Consider the following 20,497-nt stretch of genomic DNA (forward strand, 5'->3'; position numbering starts at 1 on the left):
GTCAGTCGGCAATCAGGACGGCGGCGACCAGGTTGCGAGCATGCGCCGGGGTGACACGGCGCAAACCGAACAGGAACTGGTAGTAGATCGTACCATAAATGCGGTCGTAGAGTTCGCCGGCCGCTTCGGCCTGGCGGAACTGCCCCAGCGCCTGGCCGCGGCGGATCACCTGCACGCCGATGCTTTTTCGCGTCTTCAGGTAGCGATCGAAAAACAGCGCGCCGGAGCCGGTCTTCGCCACGCATTCGGCAATCACGGCCAGCTGCACCTTGCCGAAATCACCATTCAGCGCCCTGGCATAGGCAGCGGCATGGCTTTGCAGGATGACCAGCGGATCGCCCGCATCGGCCAATGGCAGCATCAGCGAGGCCTGGCGCAGGAAGGCGTCGATCAACAGAGCTTCACGCGATGGCCACCATTTGTAGATAGTCATCTTCGAGACCTGCGATTCACGCGCCACCGCATCCATGGTGGTGGCGCTCAGGCCTTCGTTTGCGGCGAGCTTGTATGTGGCTTCCAGGATAGCGGTTTCGAGTTCCAGCGAGCGCGGGCGACCGCGACGGGGCGGCGACGTCGAACGATCTGTCATAGCCCATCGAAGCAACCGCACCGCAGGATGTCAATTGCCCGAGGCCGATCCTGTAGCTTCAACCGGCCGAACCGGATGCGACAATTCTGCCCAGCCGCCGTGATCGACGACGAGCGGCCGATCTGACAAGCTGAGGCATGGCCAACCTTCACATCCTCGGTGCTGCACGAACAATGGCTGGGCCGCTGCCGGCCCGACTCGCCGAACCCTGTAACGCCTGCACGGCACGCAGCCTGACGATCTGTGCCGTCCTCAGTCCCAAAGAACAGGCAATGCTGAGCGTGCTGGCGACCACGGTGAAACTCGATCCGCATCAGGTTCTGTTCAGCGAACATGACAGTGCCGATCATGTCTACAACATCACCTGCGGCAGCATGGCGCTCTCGAAATTCATGCCCGATGGCCGCCGCCAGATCACAGGTTTTCTCGGGGCTGGCGATTTTCTCGGCCTGAACACCAGAAGCGCCTATACAGTAAGCGCCGAAGCCCTGGTCACCACCCGGGTCTGCCGTTTCCCGCGCCAGGGATTTCGGCGACTGATGAGGCAGCTGCCCATGCTAGAGCATCGCCTGCTGGCTGACGCGGAAACCGAAATCGTTGCCGCGCAGGAACAGATTCTGCTGCTGGGGCGCAAGACCGCGATGGAACGCATCGCCTCCTTCCTGCTGCTACAATCCCGTCGCCTGAAAGCCCGTGGCATGGCCGATAATCCGGTGATCCTGCCGATGACCAGGGCTGAAATGGCCGATTATCTGGGTCTGACCATTGAAACCGTCAGCCGCTGCTTCACCAAGCTGAAGACGCTGGATCTCATCGGCCTGCCGGCGCCGGATCGCGTCCAGATCAAACAGGCCGAACGCCTGCGGCTGCTCGCCGAGCCGGTTTGATCCGGCCCGCCATCCGGCTGGACAGCCGCTTGTTCGACCGTCCATAAGAGGGCATGAACACCGCCCCTGAACAGCTCCGCGTCGCCATCATCGGTGGCGGTCCGGCCGGACTGATGGCCGCCGAGGTCATTGCCCGTGGCAACGCCGGTGGCAGCCGCATCGCGGTCAGCGTGTTCGAACGCATGCCAAGCATGGGGCGCAAATTCCTGATGGCCGGACGCGGCGGCCTCAACATCACGCATTCCGAACCGGCTGAACGCTTCCGCACACGATACGGCACGGCTTCGGACTGGATGAGCCGCTATCTGGAGACCTTTCCGCCTTCTGCTCTCATGGCCTGGTGCGAGACGCTGGGCCAGTCAACCTTCATCGGCAGCAGCGGTCGCGTTTTCCCGCAGGCCATGAAGGCCAGCCCGCTGCTGCGCGCCTGGCTTGCGCGGCTGAACGAGATGGGCGTTCGCCTGGTGCCACGGGCCCACTGGACCGGCTGGAACGCCGCGGGCGCGCTCAGTTTCATGGATGGCACGAGCTATGCCGCCGATGCGGTGGTGCTGGCGCTGGGCGGCGCCTCCTGGCCGCGGCTGGGCGCCGATGGCAGCTGGACTGCGCTGCTGCCCGATATCGCGATGGCGCCGCTGCAACCCGCCAATTGCGGCTTCACTGTCGAGTGGTCGGAGCCTTTTCGCAATCGCCATGCCGGGGCACCGCTGAAGCGTATCGCCCTGTCGCTGGGCGACCAGAGCCTGCGCGGCGAGGCCATGATCACCGCAGAAGGTATCGAGGGCGGGGCCGTCTATGCGCTGGCAACGCCGGCCCGTGACGCGATCGCAAGCCATGGATATGCCCTGCTGCATGTCGACCTGCGCCCGGACCTGACCATCGCGGCATTGACCGGGCTGCTGAATCAGCCGCGTCGCGGTGCTTCGCTGTCGAATTTCCTGCGCAAGCGGATCGGCCTGCCGCCTGTCGCCATCGGTCTGGTGCAGGAGGCCCTGCATGCCGGATATACCGCCACGGAAGCTGCGGCCCTGGCGGCGCTGGTGAAAGCCCTGCCGGTGCGGCTGACGGCGCCGTTCAGTCTGGCGCGGGCGATCTCCACGGCCGGCGGCATCGCGCTGACGGAACTGGACGAGCGTCTGATGCTGCGCCGCCGGCCGGGCGTGTTTGCCGCAGGCGAGATGCTGGATTGGGAAGCGCCGACCGGCGGCTATCTGCTGCAGGGCTGCCTGGCAACCGGCGTCGCCGCCGGACAGGGTGTGCTCGACTGGCTGGCCGAACAATCCCGCCGCGATGGCGGCTAGTGTGATTCAGCCGGCAGCCGCCGATGCCGCCAACTGCGGCTCCGGAAGGCCCATCAGATGGCAGGCATTCAGGCCGATCATCTTGCGGATTTCAGTTTCGTTATAGCCGAGCCCCAGGCAGAGCCGGATGACGGCACGGAAGCCTGCGACCGGATGCGGGTTCTTGGCCTGACCAAGATCTGAACCAAGGATGGTGCGGTCCACGCCGGCCGCCTCGATCAATTGCTTGAGCTGCTCTCCGGTGAATTTCTTGTTGTAGGTTTCGTTGATGAACATGCAGAAGGAATGTTCGATATAGGCGCCCATATCGACCAGCTCCTTAATGTCGCGCAGCGTCGCATCGATCACGAAGGTTGGATGATTGACCAGCAGCCGTTTCACGCCCCGCTTCTTGGCCTCGTCGAACAGCGGCCAGATCTCGCTGATATGCAAATGGCCGGCCGACAAAACCGTGTCGGTCTCGGCGATGATATCGAGGATCGGCTTGACCTCGTCCTTGAGGTCGCCCTTGTCATCCACCACCGACAGGCCGGTCGGCTTCAGCATCTGTTCCTTGGTCGGCAGGATGACATGGCGATGGCCATGGCGCAGATGGTTGGCGGCGCTGAAAGTGGGCATCCACACGATATGCCCGCCAAGCTTGAGCATATGATCGACGGCGTAAACATTGAGACCGCCGACCGTGTTGTTGAGCGCCACGCCACTCAGCAGGTTGATGCGCAGGTCGGGCATCGTCTCCTCGATGTACTTCGCCACCGGCGTCACCGAGTAGTAGTGGTCCTTGAACAGCACCGCATGCATGCCGGCATCCTGGGCTTCCAGGATCGCCTGCAGGTGGTTCAGCGAGCGCGGCATCACCGAGGGGCCGCTGTGGCAATGCAGGTCGACGGCGCCGCGCAGGATATCCGCGATCACCGACTCGGGCGCGTCGGAATATTCCTCGACGGTCTTGGAAAACATAAGGATTGGATCAGTCATCGCCGTGCCTCCTGGTGATGTGCCAAATGCGCCTAGCCCGCCTGGGCGGCGCTTTTCTGTTGTGGAGCCGCCTGCTCCGCCTGTTCGCTCTGGGGCGTCATGCCGATGATTTCGCCCAGCGTGGCGTAATTCGGACCGCCCAGCCGGGCGATGGGCCGCAGCTGTCCGGAATCGACCTTGTTGCCCACCGCAAGACCCTCGCGGATGTGGAACAGGTCGATCTCGCCGACGAAGAACTGGTTGTTGCCGAAATCGACCACCTTGTGCAGGCGGCATTCCATGGCGACCGGCGCCCGCGCCACTCGCAGCGGCGCCACCATTTTGCTCGGCAGCAACTCGAGTCCGAGCAGATCGGCCTCGCTGACCTCGGGCGGAAACTCCGCGCCGGAACGATGCAGCGGATCGAGCAGCGTCTCATCGCCGATGTGGACTACGAATTCCCGCGTCTCGTGGATGTTGCGCGCCGTGTCTTTAAAACCATTCGGTCGCCGGCCGATGCTGACGCCCAGCATCGGCGGACGATGCGACACGAAGGTGAAACAGCTGAACGGAGCGAGATTCGACTGCCCCGAGGCCGAGAGCGTGCTGACCCAGGCGATCGGCCGCGGCACGACAATGCCGCAGAGCAGCTTGTAGGCCGCATCGCCCGTGAGATCGGCGGGGCGGATTTCCTGCATGCGACTCACGCCAGCGTCTCGCGCATCTCGGCAAGGCCCCTCATCGCCGCCTGGCGCAGGAAGCCCTGGTCGGAATTGCAGATGAAGGTGGTCGCACCCTGGTCGCGGAGCCATTCGGCGTCAGGTTTGCCGCCGACATAAACACTGACCGGCTTGTTCGCCTTGCGCGCCGCCGCCGCAATCTTCTCTACCGCCGCACGGACGGCGGGCGGATTGGGCGTCTCATCACCGAAAGCCGCCGTCAGGTCGCCGCGCCCGATGAACAGCGAGTCGATCCCCTCGACCGCGGCGATCTCCTCGATCTGGTCGAGGGCCTCGGGATCTTCGATCTGCGCGATGACGGCCATGCCGTCGTCCGATGCACGGATATGCTTCCACATCGGCACAGCCGTATAACCGCCGGCGCGGGTGCTGGTGGCAAAACCGCGACGACCGCCGCGATAGCGGCACAGCGCCGCCACTTCGCGTGCATAGGCCGCACTCGTCACATGCGGCATCAGAATGCCGGTCGCCCCGCAATCGAACACAGACAGGACCGCATCCGGACCCGACACCCGCACGAGCGCCGGAATATTGCTGCCGCGCGCCGCCATCAATGCGATGTCGGTGGTGGTGCGGTCGAACGGCGCATGTTCCTGGTCGATGACCACGAAATCGAAGCCAAGACCTGCAATGATTTCGGTGCCGTGACTGGTCGGTGTCTTGAGGAATGTGCCGACCAGCTTGTCACCGGCAAGCATCCGCTGCCGGAAAGTACGCGTCTCTGTCATATTCAGAACCCAGCCATGCTCTATTCCGGCATCGGATAATCGTCGGCATTCAACACCCAGCCGGGCTTCAGCGAGAAATCCATGCGCGGCGGGCAGAACAGGTCGACCAGCTGGTTCAGGCCCTTGCCGATGGCTTCGGTCGTATGCACCGAGGGCGGCGGGATGACGGCGATAGAGGGGCTGCCCAGAAATTCGTGCTGGTCGTCGCGCCAGATATGCTTGTTGGGTGTCCAGGGCCAGCGTATGTGGTGAACGAAATCACCTTCCAGCGCGAGAGAACCCTGCTCGAAATCATCGTGATGATGCGGTGAGAGCGTGGTCGGATCGCGCGGGCCCTGACGGGGATCGATGTAATTGATCATCAGGGTCGTGCAACGCCAGATGCGCCCGAAACGACCCTTCTCCGGCGGCACATCGAGCGAATAGACACGAAGCTTGAGGCCATCCTTCGGCATCGGCCACGGCTTGGCCGCTGCGACAGCCGGCTTCGGCTCCTTATAGGAGGCCGCGTTGATGCACTCGGCCAAGAGATCGGTCGATTGCGTGGTGAACATACGCACGATGCGGCCGGGCTTCAGCACCTTGACGCTGGATTTACCGGGCGGAATGAAGGCCAGCGAATTGCCCTTCACCACCTGCGTGCCGTCCCTGGTGGTGATCTCCACCTCGAGCTTCGGGTCGTCCAGGATGATCGCGTATTCATCCGGCTGCGCTTCACGCGCCAGCACGGCTCCCACGGCCGGCTCGGTGATGGCGATCAGAAAATTCTGGCCGCGCGCATACCAGGTCTTACCCTCGGGTCCGCTATCCTGCGGCGGCTCCTGATAGAAGCGGACATATTCGCAGGCGCCGTAAGCCGTGACAGGCGTGGCCGATGCGCCGGCCGGCCTGGCGGCCAGACCCGCGCGCGGGTCGCTGGGGTTATACACGGCACTCCTCCCTGATCATTTGCCGGTCGATTGGGCCGGATCATAAGGAAGGCGTGCCGCCGCGGGATGAAATATCCGCGCGCGTTTCGTAATGCGGAATGGCGACTACCGGATGTCGCCGCCCAGACGGCTGATGCTGCGCGCAATATTCTCGGCTGCAGACCGCAGATGCGGCACCAGAAGTTCGACCGCCTGGGCGCGCTTCATGGCCGAGGTGAAATACGTCAGCCCCAGCGTCGCCAGCACACGGTCGCCATCCATCACCGGGACGCCCAGCGTGGCGGATGATTTCGGCTCGACATGCGGATCGCGCTCGGCAAAACCCTGGCTGCGGATGGACTGCAGGCTGCGCAACAGCGCGGCCGGCCGGCGTGCCGAGGCATCTTCGGGATCTTTCGACGACGACAGCATCTGCAGCAGAATGTTGCGCTCGGCAGCGGGACAAAACGCGAGATAGGCCCGGCCCAGGCTGCGCGACAGCAGGCTCAGGCGCATGCCAACGGTACCGTGAAACGGCGAAATCGGGCTTTCGGGAATGGTGCTGAAACGCACCGTCATCGCATCTTCATCCAGCACCGCGATCGCTGCCGGCCACTTGAATCGTCGGGTCAGATCGATCGCCCAGGCCCGCCCGGCCTCGACCACGAGCGGATCGCCATGGAAGCCGCAGCTGAGCGCGCGCACTTGCGAGGTCACGGAATAGCCGCCCTGCCGGTGATCGTTGACGACATAGCCCCGTGCCGTCAGCGTCTTGAGCAGACGCACAATGGTCGGCTTGGGCAAGCCCGTCGTGTCATGCAATTGCTTGATCGAAGCGACCTTCTGGCGGTTCAGAGCCTGCAGAAGATCCAGCGCGCGCGTGACCGATTGGACGTGGGCGGCATCCGGCATGGCGTTTCCTCGATACGCTGTTTATTCCGTATTGTGAAATGCAGCCCGCCAAAACGCAAGCCGACGACTGTCATGCCGTCACTTCATTTCGGATCGTGAAATGGACAGAACTTCCTGTGCCGGTCGGTAAACCGCACCTGTAGCGTCTCCCGCACAAGAAAAGCCGAAGGGAGGCGCATCATGACGTATATGGAAAACCGTTTTAAAGTCTGGGGGCCGTTGAAGCTGCTGGCCGGCGCAGTGTTGTTGGCCGGACTCAGCCACACGGCCTTCGCGCAGGGCACATCAAAGCCGCCGATTATCCTGGATTCGACAGGCGCGTATGAGGTGGGCGGCAAGATGATCGCCAATCCCGCCAACCCCAACGAAACCCTCTCCTGCGATCACGGCTACGTTGAATACTTCATCCCGCAAAAGCGCCGTCAGACCGGCCTGATCATGTGGCACAGTTCCAGCACCAAGGTGTGGGAAACCCGCTGGGATGGCGGGGAAGGCTACAAAAGCATGTTCCTGCGCAAAGGCTATCCCGTGTATCTGTGGGACGGCCCGCGCGTCGGCCGCGCGAACTGGAGCTGCGAACCGATCACCTACACCCCGGAGTATTTCGACCAGCGCAATTTCGCCGCCTGGCGGTTCGGTGTCACCTACCCCAACTGGCATCCCGGCCTGCAATTCCCGACTGCCGACAAGGAAGCCTGGAACCAGGCAACCCGCGCCCGTTACGACGAGTACGACACCCTCGAAAATGCCTTGCTGCAGGCCGAAGCCGGTGGCCAGGCCATCGACAGGATCGGACCTGTCGTCGCTCTCACCAATTCCGCCGGCGGCTGGCGCGCCCTGCTGTCGGCGCTCAAGGCGAATAGCAGCAGCATGAAAGGCATTGTGGCCTATGAAACCCCGGGCTTCGTCTTCCCGATCGGCGAAGGCCCGGAACCCCAGCCCAAGGCGCCCTATGGTCCGCATTCCGTACCGATGGCGGAGTTCATGAAGCTGACAAAGTTCCCGATCCAGCTGGTGTTCGGCGACTACACCGACACACGCGCCATCTGGAAAAACTCGGCCGAAATGGCAAAGACCTTCTGCGGCATCGTCAACAAGCATGGTGGCGACTGCGAGGTCCTGCTGCTTCCGGATACCGGCCTGCGCGGCAATTCGCATATCCCCTTTGCCGACCTCAACAACGAAGCCGTGGGTGACGAGCTTTCCAAATGGCTGGGCCGCAAGGGCTTGGACAAGTTCGCCAACTGACAAAAAAAGACGCCGGCGCTTCATCGAGGCGCCGGCGTTTTCAGTGGGAGGTTCTAACGGTTATGTCCGCCGCTAGCCAAGAATGGCGCTAGCTGAGAATGGCGCTAGCCGAGAACAGCTTTCACTTCGAGATATTCCTCAAAGCCGAAGACGCCGAATTCGCGCCCGTTGCCCGACTGCTTGTAGCCACCGAACGGCAGGCTGCGATCGAACGGCGCGCCGTTGAGATAGACGCGCCCGGCGCGGATGCGGTTGGCCACCCGGCGGGCATGGTCGCGATCCTTCGACTGCACGAAGCCCGCCAGGCCGAATGGTGTGTCGTTGGCGATCTCGACCGCCTCGTCCTCGCTGTCATAACTCAGGATCGACAGCACGGGGCCGAAGATCTCCTCGCGCGCGATTTTCATCTGTGGCGTCACATCGCCGAAAACGGTCGGACGCACGTAATAGCCGCGATTGAGGTCTGCCGGTCGCCCTGTGCCGCCGGCCACTAGGGTGGCCCCCTCATCGAGGCCGGACTGAATCAGGGCCTGGATTTTTTCATACTGCGATTGGCTCACCATCGGCCCCATGGTGGTGGCCGGATCGAGAGGATCGCCGAGACGGATGCCATCGACAGCCTGGCGCGCCGCTGCAAAAGCGGCCTCGCGTTGTTCGCGCGGGATCAGCATGCGCGTCGGGGACTGGCAGTTCTGGCCACCATTCGTATAGCAGGCATGAACGCCCTGGATCACGGCCGCCTTCAGGTCGGCATCCGGCAGGATGATGTTCGCGGACTTACCGCCCAGCTCCTGGGCGACGCGCTTGACCGTATCCGCCGCGAGCTTTGCCACGCGGATGCCGGCAGCCGTCGAGCCGGTGAAGGACACCATGTCGATCCCCGGATGCGCGGCAATGGCCTCGCCCACCGTGGGGCCGTCGCCGTTCACCAGATTGAAGACACCGGCGGGAAGTCCGGCGTCATGGACAATCTCGGCGAACAGCATGGCAGACAGTGGCGCGACCTCGCTGGGCTTGAGCACGACGGTACAGCCGGTGGCGAGCGCCGGTGCGACCTTGGAGGCGACCTGGTTCAGCGGCCAGTTCCACGGCGTGATCAGACCGCAGACGCCGATCGGCTCACGGCGGATCATGCCCGGCGCCATCGGTTCCTCGAACTGGTATGACGCCAGAACGCGGGCGGCTTCTTCGAAATGGAACAGCGCGACGGTGGCCTGGCGCTCGGTCGCAAAGGTGATCGGTGCGCCCATTTCCAACGTCATGGTCCGCGCCAGCTCAGGCAGACGTGCCTTGAAGCCCGCAATGATCTTGTGGAGATACGAGAGACGCTCTTCGACGCTCGTTTCGGAATAGGTCGTGAAGGCGCGGCGTGCGGCCTTCACGGCGCGGTCGATATCCTGGGCCGAACCCAGGCTGATCCGCGCGAAAATCTCTTCGGTGGCCGGATTCTGCACGCCGAGTGTCGAGGGCGCGGCCGGGTCCACCCAGGTGCCGTCGATGTAGAATTTCAGCTTGTCCGTCATGCCTGTCGATCCTTCACAGATGCCGGCCTTCGTCCACCGGCACCACGATGCCCGTCGAACTGGTCAGGTTGACGATACAGGCAATCACGGCTCTTGCGACATCATCCGGTGTGGTGACATGAGCCAGCGGCAATCTTTCGGCAACTTTCAGCAGTTGCTCACGGGTACGGCCGGGAACAAAATCCGTGTCCACGCCCGCTGGCGAGACAGAGAACACGCGAATGCGCGGCGCGAGCACCTTGGCAAGCGCAATGGTCAGAGCATCGACACCCGCCTTGGCAGACAGATAGGCCAGGCTGCTGCCCAGACCCGTACGAGCCGCGATGGACGAAATATTCACGATGGCCGCCTGACTGCCGCGCTCCAGCAAGGGGCGGAAGGCACGGATCATGGCGAAGGGCCCACGCAGATTGATCGTCACGGTCCGGTCGAAGATATCATCCGTCAGGCTGTCCAGATCATTGGCGGGCACGGGTGTGGTCGCGCCGCCGCAATTGACCAGGGCATCGAGCCGCCCGTAGCGCTCCTCCACGACCTTCACGGCTGCCGCGATGGACGCGGAGTCGTCGATCGCAATGCGCAGTGCCATATGCCCGCTGCCCTGCAGCCCGCTCACCACGTCTTCCGCCATTTCGCGGCGACTGTTGTAGCCGACCACGACCATGGATCCCATGGCAGCAAGGCGCGCCGCGGTGGCCTTGCCGATCCCGCTGCTGGCGCCCGTGACAAGCGCGACCTTTGCAATCGGCAGCACGGGAATTTCAATACCGGTCATCGCGTACACTCTTGTGAAATCTGGGGCGGTTCGGGCGAGGCCGCCTGATGGCGGCCTCGATCCATTACATCTCGATCTTTGCCGCCTCGATCACCGGCTTCCACTTGGCAAGCTCGCTGGCGATAAAGGCCTTGAGGTCTTCCGGAGACCCGCCGACGGGCTCCAGGGTATTCTGCTCCAGAAGGGTTCTGCCCTTGTCGCTTTTCACGAAGTCGTTCACCACCTTGTTCAGCTTGTTGATGATGTCGCGCGGCGTGCCGGTTGGCGCGACCATCGCGTACCACGCAGAGGCCTCGAAGCCCTTGAAGCCTGCTTCCTGTACGGTCGGCACATCAGGCAGCTGCTTGCTGCGCTGGCTGGTGGTTACCGCCAGGGCCTGAATCTTGCGTTCGGTCACCTGCGGCACATAGGTCGGCATAAAATCCATGGCAACATCCACCTGGCCGCCCAGAAGATCGGTCATCAGAGGCACGGTGCCGCGATAAGGCACGTTCGTCATCGTCACACCGGTAAACTGCTGGATCAGTTCCGCGGTGATATGCCCGAGCGTGCCATTGCCGGGATTGCCGACGTTGACCTTGCCAGGGTTTTTCTTGGCATAAGCGATCAGCTCCTCGAAGGTCTTGGCCGGAAAGCCGAGCCGCGTCGTGATGATCAGCGGCGACTTGGCCACGAGAACGACCGGTGTAAAATCCTTATCCGAATCATAAGACAGGCCCTTGTACATCAGCTTGTTGATCGCAATCGGCGACGGCGTCCCGAACAGCAGCATGTAGCCATCGGCCGGCGCCTTGGCCACCGCGGCGCCGCCGATATTGCCGCCCGCTCCCGTGCGGTTTTCGACGATGAACGGCTTGCCCAGCTTGTCGGCCAGTTCGCTGCCGGTGGCTCGGGCGAGGAAATCGATCGCGGAGCCTGCCGGGAATGGCACGATCAGGGTGACCGGACGATCCGGCCATCCCTGCGCAACGGCGCCATGACAGGGAGCAAGGGCAAGCCCGAGGCCGAAGAGGGCAAGAGAGAACAGACGCATGGTTTCCTCCGATTTTCTGCGCAGGTTTTCCTGCACGTGTTGTTTGAGTCCGTCAGGCCATTGTTTTTTCGTATATCGGCAGAGCCAGCATTTCGCGCGCCTGCCGCGCGGTTGCGATTTCTCCGCCCAGAAACTCGACGATGTCGCGTGCCTTCTCCACCATGGCGGCATTGGATTCGGCCAGCACGCCCTTTTCGAGATAGACCGCATCCTCCAGCCCGACGCGAACATGGCCACCGGCCAGATAGGATTGCGCCACCATCGGAAAGGACGAGCGGCCAGTGCCGAACGCGGTCCACTGGGTGCCGGGCGGAAGCTGGCTGCGCGCATACAGCACCGTTTCCGGCGACGGCTGGAAACCGTATTTCACGCCCATGACCACCGAGCACAGGACCGGACCCTTCAGGGTGCCGTCGCTGACCAGGTCGCGGCAGAGCGCGATGTCACCAGAGTCGAAGAGTTCAATCTCCGGCTTCACGCCCGCACTGTTAATCACCGCAGCCATGCGGCGGACGTTGTCTGGCGTATTGATGACGACCTGCTTGCCCGAATTCATGGTGTTGAGATCGAGGGTGGCGATATCCGGCTTGAGGCGCGCAATATGCTCCACCCGGTCTTCGGGTCGCATCAGCGTGGTACCGGGCGCGGCGACCTTGGGGTCATCTGCGTCCGGCACGAAACGGCCGCCCGGTCCGGTGGTGAGATTGATAATGAGCTGTTTGTCCCTGGCGCGGATGCGATTCATCACGTCGCGATAATAGTCGAGCGCCATGGAGGGGCGACCGGTCTGCGGGTCGCGCACATGGATATGCACACTGGCGGCGCCGGCCTCGGCCGCACCCAGGCAGGCTTCGGCAATCTGTTCAGGCGTGATCGGCAGATGCGGTGTCATCTCCGGCGTGGTCTGGTTGCCGGTCACGGCACACGTGATGATGACGCGCGATTGCATCGGCTGGCCTCACTCCCCCCTGGGCGTATCCTGTTGCCCTCTTTCGACGGCATCCCTTGCTCCGGGTTCTACAATGGAAGCGGCGGCAGTGGCTGGGCAATGTGCTGCCATTCCGCAATACGGAATGCCTGTGACCCGGGCCAGATTCCTGTCGAGCCACAGAGGTGATCGGAAACATGGGCAACGCGCCCGTCCGGCGATGCCAGGCATTCCCGCGCCACGCCGGCAGGAGCCTTCGCTGCTTCGGTCTTCCGCCGCTTTGGCCGAGGCGGGGCGGCAATGCCTTATGTCTGTCGGGGTCTTGCACCCAAAACAGCGGCGCCGATCCCACCGCATGACCGCCCCCCGGAGCAGGCATCCGCGGCCACTGGCCGATGACAGCCCAGTTCCGAACAGATTTCCGCATTACGTGTCATTTCTCAATGACACCTCGCCAGCCTCTCTTGTGCACATTGTGCAGGTGAGGGCCCAAATCTGTCTGAGATGTTTTTAGCTCTGCACAAATTTGCAAAGTAAGTCGTTGAAATTGCTCAAAGCATTATAAAGCCTGAAATCGCAAAAAATGACAGTTCATCTGCCCAAAATCTCGGGAGATGATTCTAACTCTATCCAGAATTTGTATCCTCCATTCGGTGGTAGATTTCGAGCTTGAGAATTTCGGCTTTGCCTAGTGCGTTCCTGATGGCCAAGCATGTTGAGAAGTTCATTTACCGATGACCGTTGGATATTCTCTCTCATAGCATCGTGTTCTGCGGCTACAAGATCGGGCTGTGCTCATTGGCGATATTGCTCGTCTGAGACCTTTTCCAGCCATTCAACGGCGGTACCGTTCAGAGACTCCGCAATGGCAAAATGGGCCATCGCATGGGTCGCGGAGGCGCCATGCCAATGCTTGGTTCCTGGCGGAATCCAGACGACATCGCCCGGGCGGATTTCCTGGATTGGGCCACCCCAGTGCTGCACCAGACCGACGCCGGATGTGACGATCAGGGTCTGCCCGAGTGGATGAGTATGCCAGGCCGTGCGGGCGCCAGGCTCGAAGGTGACCAGTCCGCCACCAACGCGTGCAGGGTCCTTTGCCTGAAAGCGAGAATCGACACGAACCGATCCGGTGAAGTTTGCCTCGGGGCCTTTGGCGGAGGGTGTGCTGCCATTTCGGGTGACTGTGACCGGCTGAATATCATCGGCCACAGCAGATTCGGCCGCCGTGAGCGTCGCAAGCATTCCGAACGACATGATGGCGGCTGCAAGTCTGTTCATTTTTCAGAATCCTGAACGGCTGCTAGGGGGCTATAGCTTCCCCGTAAATTTAGAGAAGCGCCGCGCCAGGATTAGATGGTATAATTCGTATGCACCCATAAAGAGGCCTTATGAATGCCACGCGGCAACGTGAACGACCTGTTTGCATTCCTGGCAGTGGCCCGGGAGCAGAGCTTCACCAAGGCGGCAGGAAAGCTGGGCGTGTCGCAAGCGGCCCTCAGTTACACAGTGCGTGCATTGGAAGAACGTCTCGGGGTCCGTCTGTTGACGCGCACCACACGAAGCGTTGCGCTGACGGACGCTGGCGAGCGCCTATTCAACACCGCCGCACCCCGGTTGGACGAAATCGAGGCCGAACTGAATTCACTGCGTGACCTGCGCGAGAAGCCCGCAGGCACCATTCGCATCACCACGGGCGAACATCCTGCCGATGTGCTGATCAGGCCGAAGCTCGAGAGGTTTCTTCCCAAGTATCCCGATATTAAAGTCGAGCTCATGATTGATCATGGCCTCACCAATATCGTCAGCGAGCGCTACGACGCGGGTGTCCGGCTCGGTGAGCAGGTCGCCAAGGACATGATTGCGGTCCGCATCGGTCCCGATGTCCGCTTCGCTGTCGTCGCATCCAAGGCGTATTTCGAGAAGAACCCGACTCCAAAGACGCCGCAGGATCTCGTCGGCCACAACTGCATCAACATCCTGCTGCCCACGCTGGGCGGCGTCTGGCCATGGGAGTTCGAGAAGAATGGCCGCGAGTTGAAAGTCCGCGTCGAAGGCCAGGCCACCTTCAACGGCATCTTCCAGTGTGTCAAAGCCGCCGCAGGTGGCTTGGGCGTGGCTTATGCGCCGGAGAACCTGGTCGAGCAGTATATCGCCAAGGGGCAGCTCAAGCGCGTGTTGGAGGACTGGTGCCCGGTCTGGCCGGGTTTCCACCTCTACTACCCAAGCCGTCGCCAGTCCTCGCCCGCCTTCGCGCTTCTCGTTGAGGCGTTGCGGTATCGGGAACGGAAATAGCCCCGCACAGACGTCGCCGGGCAGTGACTTCAGTCCAGCCCTTTGTCTTGCAGGAACTTCGACATCAGGTCGGCAATCTGGATATTATTCGTGTCGGAGAAGGGGAAATGCGTATTTCCGCGAATGCCGATCTCCGGCAAATGTATGAGCGTGACGTCTCCGCCGCGCTTGTTCACGGCGTCCCGCCAAAGCCTCGCCATCGCCAGCCTGACGCGCCAATTGTCCTGACCCATATTCAGCGACGGCTGGCCCGGGATGTTGTCGCCATAGTAGATGACGATGGGAATTCTGGTCAGCTTCATGAAATCCTGAAGCGGGATTCCGACACCATCCAGTGGCCCGGCAGCACTCGGCATCGATGCCGGGACTTCACCTTCGGGGAAAACGAAATTGCTGCCTGGCTCATATGCCACGACCGCACGGATATTCTGGTTTTTGATCACCGTCGTCCAGCCCGGGCCGCCGCTTTGGGAGTGCGTGACGAGCACGCCTGGACCAATCTTGTTGAATAGAGCTGAAACAGCATCTGTGATGACACCAACATCGAATGGCCCGGTGTTCGGCGTCATTGACCGGAAATACTGATTCAGGGTCTCCGGTTGCCGGTCGAACTGCACGTTATCGAAATAAGCGGGCCAGATGCCAATGCGGAAAATGTTGAACCAGGTCTGCTCATCGGGCGCGGGGTTTATGGTCGCTGCGACCGTGCTTCGCCCGGCGTTGCCGCGACGGGGCTGGTCAAGCAGATAGACGCTGAAACGCCGACGCAGGAAGATGGTCTGGAATCCCTCGCGGCCATCTGCCGTGGTCTCCCAGGTCTTTGAGAACTGTCCGGCGCCGTGCCACATGACCAGCGGCAACCGGCGCGCGCCGACGGGCTTTTGATAGAACACATAGGCGTGGTCGCCATGATAGGTCTGGCCCGCTGGCGTCGGAGTGCGGGAATCGAAAGTACCCGGCGCGGTAATGACCGTTCCGCCGACGGCAAAACTGCCTTGTTCCACAATAGTGAGCGGCTGGGCGCCCGCGCCGAAAGACGCGGCCAAGCCCGCAAGTAGCATCAGACGACCCAGCATTTACTTCGGCCGCTTTGCAAAGATGTCGCGGACCACCGGCAGGACGGACACCGCATTCGGCCAGCCAGCGTAGAATGCAAGATGGGTAATAACCTCTTTGGCCTGCTCTTCCGTCAGGCCGCTGTCCATCGCCCTGTTCAAGTGCGAGACGAGTTGAATGGAGTTTCCGTTCGCGATCAGGGCGCTGACCGTCACAAGACTGCGGTCGCGCGGCTCAAGGTCCGGACGGCGCCAGACATCATTGAAAAGGACACCATTGGTGTAGTCGGCCAGCCCCGGGAAATCGCTGCCCATCACGCGGACGACCTGTGCTGCGCGATCCGCCTCTATCTTCTGGTCAAGATCGATGTATTTGACCTGCGCCGGTGGGATCTGGCTGGCCGGAATCTTCCGCTCTTTGAAGACGGCAGTGGCGATCGCCGATGCGCCAGCTGCATTCCCCCATCCTGAATAGAAAGCGAGATGCGTGATAAGTCCGGAAATTTCACCGGGCTTCACGCCATTGTCGAGTGCACCCTTGATATAGTGAGCCAGTTCCGCCGTCTGATTGCGCGCGACAAGGGCAGCAACAGTGACGATGCTGCGGTCACGCAGACTGAGACCCGGGCGCTTCCACAGGTCGTTGACCAAGGTGCGTTGGGCATAGTCTCCGATGGCCGGGGTGGCGGTTCGGGTCTCGGCATGGCTCACAGGCGCGGCAAACAGCACGGCGGCGATGAGTGTCGCGACAAGAGTCTTCATGTCCAATTCCTCTAAAAGCAGCGGACGCAGGTTTTACGTCCAGGCACTGATTTTACGAGGAAGTTATATCCAAAAATATTGGTGGTAATCTTATAGGACTTATAGGTATTGCTTATAAATTAAGTGCCCCGCAGGCAGGCTGGTGCAATCTGTCGGACAGCAATAAACGGGCATCTCATTCGCGCCCCAAAAAAAGCCATATCCGACTCTTAAGGTCCCCCACTTCGCTTTTGCACTTATCGTGTCAAAGCGTTGCAGGAAATGGGTGCCTTGTTACGGGATATGGGTGTCCCGACACTCAGTTCAGAAGATCTGCACACCCGGGATTAACCGCTTGGCCCTAGTGTCATCTAGGTGTAATTAAACTGTAACAATCCGATTTGGCTCTTAAGGTATCAGTAAAAATGGCGATTTTCCGCGATCCGGACCCCGATCCCGATTCTCCCGCGCTGGACGCTGGCGCGCCCTCCGTCTCCCCGTCGCGCCATATCCGGGGGGCCGCGCAATGAACCCTGCCACCACTCCAGGCGCGACCGAACTCCTCCTCAATCTGGCCGCCGGCGTGGCGCTGCTGCTCTGGGGCGTGCGCATGGTGCGCACCGGCATGACGCGCGCCTTCGGCGCCTCGCTCCGCCGCTACCTGAGCGGCGCCATGCGCAACCGCGTCCATGCCTTCCTCGCCGGCATCGGCGTCACGGCATTGCTGCAGTCGAGCACCGCCACCGCGATGATCGTTTCCTCCTTTGCCGGCCGCGGCCTGATCGTCGGCGGGGCGGCGATTGCCGTGCTGCTCGGCGCCGGCATCGGCACCTCGATCACCGCGCAGTATCTCTCGCTCGACCTGCACTGGCTCGGGCCGCTCTGCATCGTCTTCGGCGTCATCGGTTTCCTGTCGTCGGAAGGCGGCATGCTGCGCCATGGCGGCCGCCTGCTGATCGGCCTCGGCCTGATGCTGCTGTCGCTGGAGATGATCATCGGCGCTTCCGCGCCGCTGCGCGATTCACCCGGCCTCAGCATCGTGATGTCGCCGCTGGAGCGCGAACCGATCCTCGCCATCATCCTGTTCGCGATCCTGACCTGGATCAGCCATGCCAGCCTCGCCACCGTGTTGCTGGCCGCCGCCATGGCTAAAGCCGGCACCGTCGATGGCAGTCTGGCGATCGCCCTGATCGTCGGCGCCAATCTCGGCACGGCGATCTCGCCGCTGCTGGCCTCCAGTGGCGAACCGCCCGCCGCCCGCCGCGCCCAGCTTGCCAATCTGATCACCCGAGTGCTCGCCACCGTGGCCGTGCTGCCCTTCATCGCCCAGCTGCCGCAATGGCTGAGCGTCTTCGGAGCCGATCCGGCGCGCATGGCGGTGAACGCCCATACCGCCTTCAATATCGCCATCGCCCTGGTCTTCCTGCCGCTGACCACACCGCTGGACCGGCTGGCCAGGCGCATCATGCCCGACCTGCCCACCGTCGATGACGGCAGCAAGCCGCGTTACCTGGATCATTCCGCACTCGATACGCCGACTGCGGCCCTGGCCGGCGCGGCGCGCGAGACGCTGCGTTTAAGCGATGCTGTGGCGCGCATGCTGGACGACACCATGACGGTGTTCACCAAGGACGATGCCAAGCTGAAAAAGGCCGTGGAGCAGGCCGACGACGCGGTGGATGGCCTCTATGAGGCGATCAAGCTGTATCTTACCGAGCTGAGCAAGCATGGCCTGGATGAGGCCGAGAGCCGGCGTTACGTGGAGGTGCTGACCTTCACGACGAATCTGGAGCATATCGGCGACATCATCGACAAGAACCTGATGGATCTGGCGCAGAAAAAGATCAAGAACAAGCTGACCTTCTCGAAGGAAGGCCTGGCCGAACTGACCGACTTCCATCATCGCGTCGCTGCCAACCTGCAGATGGCCTGCAACCTGTTCATGTCGGGCGACGTGAAACTGGCGCGCCAGCTGCTGAAGGAAAAGGCCGACCTGCGCGAGGCCGAGCAGATCGCCGCCGAGCATCACTACCAGCGCATCCGCGACGGCCGCTCGGAAAGCATCGAGACCAGCGCCATCCATCTCGACCTGATCCGCGATCTCAAGCGCATCAACAGCCACCTGACCGCGGTGGCCTATCCGATCCTGGAACAGTCGGGCGAGCTGTCGGCAACGCGGCTGCGCGCCGAAGAGCGGCTGGATCGCAGCTCGACCGAAACGGCGAAATCGGCCGGCCGCGCCAGCCTGGCCTGACCGGACGGTTTATGCGGCGGCGGCCATGGATGTTGGCCGCTGCCGCGTCAGCCGCCACAGCAGCCAGGCGGCAAGCAGCACATTCACCAGGTTCCAGCCGATCCCGTTGACCAGGGCTGCCTGGTACGAGCCGGTGAAGTCGTAGATCTTGCCCGACATCCAGCCGCCCAGCGCCATGCCGGCGAGCGTCGAGGAAATCGCCAGGCTGACGCGCAGGCCGGCCTGGCCAGCGGGAAACAGCTCGCGCACGATGAAGGCATAGCTCGGCACGATGCCACCTTGCACCAGGCCGAACACCGCCGAAATCACATAGAGCGACATCAGCCCGTCGAACGGCAGGTAGAGCGACAGCGCGATCATCTGCAGGGTCGAACCGAGCAGCAGGGTTGCCAGCCCGCCGATCTTGTCGCAAATCCAGCCGGACGCCAGACGGCTGACGATGCCGAAGCCCAGCATCAGCGACAGCATCTCGGCGCCGCGCGCCGGGCCGTAACCCAAATCGACGCAATAGGCGACGATATGCACCTGCGGCATCGACATGGCGACGCAGCAGCCCAGCCCCATGAGAATGATCAGGCCCTGCAGCATGTTGGGCCGCAGGCCGAGCGGCCGCACGAAGCCGGCCGTGGCGGCAGCCGTCGCCACCTTCAGCGCCGGCGGCCGGCGGCGCAGCAGCAGCGCCAGCGGCAGCAGCGTGACCAGGCAGAACAGGCCGACATAGAAATGCGTGTCGCGCCAGCCGATGGTGGAAATGAAATGCTCCAGCACCGGCGGCCAGATCGTGCCGGCGACATAGTTGCCGCTGGCGCAGAGCGCGATCGCCAGACCTCTCCGCCTGTCGAACCACAGCGAGGTGTCGGCCAGCAGCGGTGCGAAGAAGGCCGCGCTGCCCATCAGGCCCATCAGGCCGCAGATCACGGCGAAGACCAGGAAGCTCGGCGCCTGCGCAGCGGCAACATATCCCGCCGACATGGTCAAGGTCGCCAGCACCACCGGCCAGATGATGCCGCGCTTGTCGGCCAGCCGTCCGGCCAGGATGCTGCCGAAGACAAAGCCGATCATGGTCAGCGTGTAAGGCAGCGCGGCCTCGGCGCGGGTGATGCCGAAATCCGCCTGTACGGCCGGCACAACGACGACGGGCGACCACATGCCGACGCCGCCGATGGTGCCGATCACCATGGCGACGACGAGACGCATCCAGGCATAGGAGGATTCGATATCGTCGGCGGTCGCCGTCTGTACGGTCATTGTTTTTACGTTTCCTGCCCTGGACTGAAAAGTGACGCGGACTAGTCGACGATGAACAGCTTTGCTCCCGTGGCGGTGCGCGAGCGGTGCGGCTCGGCATTGTCAGCCACCTGGTAGGACTGCCCGGCCGTCATGGTGAAAACACGGCCGTCTTCAAGCTCGGTCTCCAGCTCGCCTTCCAGCACGAAGAGGATATGACCCTTCACGCACCAGTGGTCGGCCAGGTAGCCCGGCGTGTAATCGACGCGGCGCACCCGGATGCCGCCGAAGGTCTGCGTGCGCCAGGTGGCGCTGCCGGTTTCGCCCTTGTGATGGGTGGGCTCGATCTTCGACCAGTCGGTGGTGCCGAAGGGAATCTGGGACATCTGCATGGGG

General features: G+C 62.5%; 20 protein-coding genes. 5 read left to right on the top strand and 15 right to left on the bottom strand.

Features of this window, described 5'->3' with window-relative positions:
• Position 1: 1 nt before the first annotated feature.
• Positions 2-589: a TetR/AcrR family transcriptional regulator gene (locus tag AC1ROB_RS01930; protein WP_492972445.1), complete on the bottom strand. Its 588-nt coding sequence runs from the start codon at positions 587-589 to the stop codon at positions 2-4.
• Positions 590-861: 272 nt separating this feature from the next.
• Here AC1ROB_RS01930 and AC1ROB_RS01935 point away from each other — a divergent pair, with 272 nt between their 5' ends.
• Positions 862-1,476: a cyclic nucleotide-binding domain-containing protein gene (locus tag AC1ROB_RS01935; protein ID WP_493031369.1), complete on the top strand. Its 615-nt coding sequence runs from the start codon at positions 862-864 to the stop codon at positions 1,474-1,476.
• A 53-nt stretch (positions 1,477-1,529) separates the two neighbouring features.
• Positions 1,530-2,777: a BaiN/RdsA family NAD(P)/FAD-dependent oxidoreductase gene (locus AC1ROB_RS01940; protein WP_492972443.1), complete on the top strand. Its 1,248-nt coding sequence runs from the start codon at positions 1,530-1,532 to the stop codon at positions 2,775-2,777.
• A 6-nt stretch (positions 2,778-2,783) separates the two neighbouring features.
• Here AC1ROB_RS01940 and AC1ROB_RS01945 read toward each other — a convergent pair whose 3' ends face one another.
• From AC1ROB_RS01945 to AC1ROB_RS01965, 5 genes are all read right to left on the bottom strand, one after another.
• Complete coding sequence (locus AC1ROB_RS01945) at positions 2,784-3,755, bottom strand: DUF6282 family protein (RefSeq protein ID WP_492972442.1); 972 nt, start codon at positions 3,753-3,755, stop codon at positions 2,784-2,786.
• 32 nt (positions 3,756-3,787) lie between these two features.
• The gene (locus AC1ROB_RS01950) at positions 3,788-4,432 is read right to left on the bottom strand and encodes a flavin reductase family protein (protein ID WP_492972827.1); all 645 of its coding nucleotides are present in this window, start codon (positions 4,430-4,432) and stop codon (positions 3,788-3,790) included.
• 5 nt (positions 4,433-4,437) lie between these two features.
• Complete coding sequence (locus AC1ROB_RS01955) at positions 4,438-5,202, bottom strand: HpcH/HpaI aldolase family protein (protein WP_492972441.1); 765 nt, start codon at positions 5,200-5,202, stop codon at positions 4,438-4,440.
• Between the two features lie 20 nt (positions 5,203-5,222).
• A complete protein-coding gene (locus AC1ROB_RS01960) occupies positions 5,223-6,131 on the bottom strand; it encodes a cupin domain-containing protein (protein ID WP_492972440.1) in 909 nt (302 codons plus the stop codon).
• A 105-nt stretch (positions 6,132-6,236) separates the two neighbouring features.
• Complete coding sequence (locus AC1ROB_RS01965; RefSeq protein ID WP_492972439.1) at positions 6,237-7,022, bottom strand: DNA-binding transcriptional regulator; 786 nt, start codon at positions 7,020-7,022, stop codon at positions 6,237-6,239.
• 180 nt (positions 7,023-7,202) lie between these two features.
• On the opposite strand from AC1ROB_RS01965, the gene AC1ROB_RS01970 reads away from it, so the two are divergent.
• Positions 7,203-8,270 (top strand): alpha/beta hydrolase, encoded by a 1,068-nt coding sequence (locus tag AC1ROB_RS01970; protein ID WP_492972438.1) that lies wholly within the window; start codon positions 7,203-7,205, stop codon positions 8,268-8,270.
• A 104-nt stretch (positions 8,271-8,374) separates the two neighbouring features.
• Here AC1ROB_RS01970 and AC1ROB_RS01975 read toward each other — a convergent pair whose 3' ends face one another.
• From AC1ROB_RS01975 to AC1ROB_RS01995, 5 genes are all read right to left on the bottom strand, one after another.
• On the bottom strand, positions 8,375-9,793 hold the full coding sequence (locus tag AC1ROB_RS01975; protein WP_492972437.1) for an aldehyde dehydrogenase family protein: 1,419 nt from the start codon (positions 9,791-9,793) through the stop codon (positions 8,375-8,377).
• A gap of 13 nt (positions 9,794-9,806) precedes the next feature.
• Entirely contained in the window at positions 9,807-10,568 is a 762-nt protein-coding gene (locus AC1ROB_RS01980) for an SDR family NAD(P)-dependent oxidoreductase (RefSeq protein WP_492972436.1), read from the bottom strand.
• Between the two features lie 64 nt (positions 10,569-10,632).
• Entirely contained in the window at positions 10,633-11,601 is a 969-nt protein-coding gene (locus AC1ROB_RS01985; protein ID WP_492972435.1) for a Bug family tripartite tricarboxylate transporter substrate binding protein, read from the bottom strand.
• Between the two features lie 52 nt (positions 11,602-11,653).
• Positions 11,654-12,550, bottom strand: coding sequence for a beta-keto acid cleavage family enzyme (locus tag AC1ROB_RS01990; RefSeq protein ID WP_492972434.1), 897 nt, complete (start codon positions 12,548-12,550; stop codon positions 11,654-11,656).
• Positions 12,551-13,324: 774 nt separating this feature from the next.
• A complete protein-coding gene (locus tag AC1ROB_RS01995; protein ID WP_492972433.1) occupies positions 13,325-13,810 on the bottom strand; it encodes a (R)-mandelonitrile lyase in 486 nt (161 codons plus the stop codon).
• A 114-nt stretch (positions 13,811-13,924) separates the two neighbouring features.
• Here AC1ROB_RS01995 and AC1ROB_RS02000 point away from each other — a divergent pair, with 114 nt between their 5' ends.
• The gene (locus tag AC1ROB_RS02000; protein WP_492972432.1) at positions 13,925-14,824 is read left to right on the top strand and encodes a LysR family transcriptional regulator; all 900 of its coding nucleotides are present in this window, start codon (positions 13,925-13,927) and stop codon (positions 14,822-14,824) included.
• A 29-nt stretch (positions 14,825-14,853) separates the two neighbouring features.
• Here the strand turns inward: AC1ROB_RS02000 and AC1ROB_RS02005 are convergent, their stop codons facing one another.
• Both AC1ROB_RS02005 and AC1ROB_RS02010 read right to left on the bottom strand, forming a co-directional pair.
• Entirely contained in the window at positions 14,854-15,900 is a 1,047-nt protein-coding gene (locus tag AC1ROB_RS02005) for an alpha/beta hydrolase (RefSeq protein ID WP_492972430.1), read from the bottom strand.
• Positions 15,901-16,641 carry a carboxymuconolactone decarboxylase family protein gene (locus tag AC1ROB_RS02010; RefSeq protein WP_492972429.1) on the bottom strand — a complete coding sequence of 247 codons (741 nt, stop codon included), beginning with the start codon at positions 16,639-16,641 and terminating at the stop codon, positions 15,901-15,903.
• A 505-nt stretch (positions 16,642-17,146) separates the two neighbouring features.
• Here AC1ROB_RS02010 and AC1ROB_RS02015 point away from each other — a divergent pair.
• Complete coding sequence (locus AC1ROB_RS02015; protein WP_492972428.1) at positions 17,147-18,874, top strand: Na/Pi cotransporter family protein; 1,728 nt, start codon at positions 17,147-17,149, stop codon at positions 18,872-18,874.
• A 9-nt stretch (positions 18,875-18,883) separates the two neighbouring features.
• Here the strand turns inward: AC1ROB_RS02015 and AC1ROB_RS02020 are convergent, their stop codons facing one another.
• Together AC1ROB_RS02020 and AC1ROB_RS02025 are read right to left on the bottom strand one after the other, a co-directional pair.
• A complete protein-coding gene (locus tag AC1ROB_RS02020) occupies positions 18,884-20,122 on the bottom strand; it encodes an MFS transporter (RefSeq protein ID WP_492972427.1) in 1,239 nt (412 codons plus the stop codon).
• Between the two features lie 41 nt (positions 20,123-20,163).
• Complete coding sequence (locus AC1ROB_RS02025; protein ID WP_492972426.1) at positions 20,164-20,493, bottom strand: DHCW motif cupin fold protein; 330 nt, start codon at positions 20,491-20,493, stop codon at positions 20,164-20,166.
• Positions 20,494-20,497 lie beyond the last annotated feature (4 nt).

This window comes from Ferrovibrio sp. GW821-FHT12F09, from assembly GCF_058806775.1.

What these genes read in the sequence shown, in the direction of transcription:
- AC1ROB_RS01930 (WP_492972445.1), bottom strand. Translation starts at nt 589, where the DNA reads ATGACAGATCGTTCGACGTCGCCGCCCCGTCGCGGTCGCCCGCGCTCG.
- AC1ROB_RS01935 (WP_493031369.1), top strand. Translation starts at nt 862, where the DNA reads ATGCTGAGCGTGCTGGCGACCACGGTGAAACTCGATCCGCATCAGGTT.
- AC1ROB_RS01940 (WP_492972443.1), top strand. Translation starts at nt 1,530, where the DNA reads ATGAACACCGCCCCTGAACAGCTCCGCGTCGCCATCATCGGTGGCGGT.
- AC1ROB_RS01945 (WP_492972442.1), bottom strand. Translation starts at nt 3,755, where the DNA reads ATGACTGATCCAATCCTTATGTTTTCCAAGACCGTCGAGGAATATTCC.
- AC1ROB_RS01950 (WP_492972827.1), bottom strand. Translation starts at nt 4,432, where the DNA reads ATGCAGGAAATCCGCCCCGCCGATCTCACGGGCGATGCGGCCTACAAG.
- AC1ROB_RS01955 (WP_492972441.1), bottom strand. Translation starts at nt 5,202, where the DNA reads ATGACAGAGACGCGTACTTTCCGGCAGCGGATGCTTGCCGGTGACAAG.
- AC1ROB_RS01965 (WP_492972439.1), bottom strand. Translation starts at nt 7,022, where the DNA reads ATGCCGGATGCCGCCCACGTCCAATCGGTCACGCGCGCGCTGGATCTT.
- AC1ROB_RS01970 (WP_492972438.1), top strand. Translation starts at nt 7,203, where the DNA reads ATGACGTATATGGAAAACCGTTTTAAAGTCTGGGGGCCGTTGAAGCTG.
- AC1ROB_RS01975 (WP_492972437.1), bottom strand. Translation starts at nt 9,793, where the DNA reads ATGACGGACAAGCTGAAATTCTACATCGACGGCACCTGGGTGGACCCG.
- AC1ROB_RS01980 (WP_492972436.1), bottom strand. Translation starts at nt 10,568, where the DNA reads ATGACCGGTATTGAAATTCCCGTGCTGCCGATTGCAAAGGTCGCGCTT.
- AC1ROB_RS01985 (WP_492972435.1), bottom strand. Translation starts at nt 11,601, where the DNA reads ATGCGTCTGTTCTCTCTTGCCCTCTTCGGCCTCGGGCTTGCCCTTGCT.
- AC1ROB_RS01990 (WP_492972434.1), bottom strand. Translation starts at nt 12,550, where the DNA reads ATGCAATCGCGCGTCATCATCACGTGTGCCGTGACCGGCAACCAGACC.
- AC1ROB_RS01995 (WP_492972433.1), bottom strand. Translation starts at nt 13,810, where the DNA reads ATGAACAGACTTGCAGCCGCCATCATGTCGTTCGGAATGCTTGCGACG.
- AC1ROB_RS02000 (WP_492972432.1), top strand. Translation starts at nt 13,925, where the DNA reads ATGCCACGCGGCAACGTGAACGACCTGTTTGCATTCCTGGCAGTGGCC.
- AC1ROB_RS02005 (WP_492972430.1), bottom strand. Translation starts at nt 15,900, where the DNA reads ATGCTGGGTCGTCTGATGCTACTTGCGGGCTTGGCCGCGTCTTTCGGC.
- AC1ROB_RS02010 (WP_492972429.1), bottom strand. Translation starts at nt 16,641, where the DNA reads ATGAAGACTCTTGTCGCGACACTCATCGCCGCCGTGCTGTTTGCCGCG.
- AC1ROB_RS02015 (WP_492972428.1), top strand. Translation starts at nt 17,147, where the DNA reads ATGAACCCTGCCACCACTCCAGGCGCGACCGAACTCCTCCTCAATCTG.
- AC1ROB_RS02020 (WP_492972427.1), bottom strand. Translation starts at nt 20,122, where the DNA reads ATGACCGTACAGACGGCGACCGCCGACGATATCGAATCCTCCTATGCC.
- AC1ROB_RS02025 (WP_492972426.1), bottom strand. Translation starts at nt 20,493, where the DNA reads ATGCAGATGTCCCAGATTCCCTTCGGCACCACCGACTGGTCGAAGATC.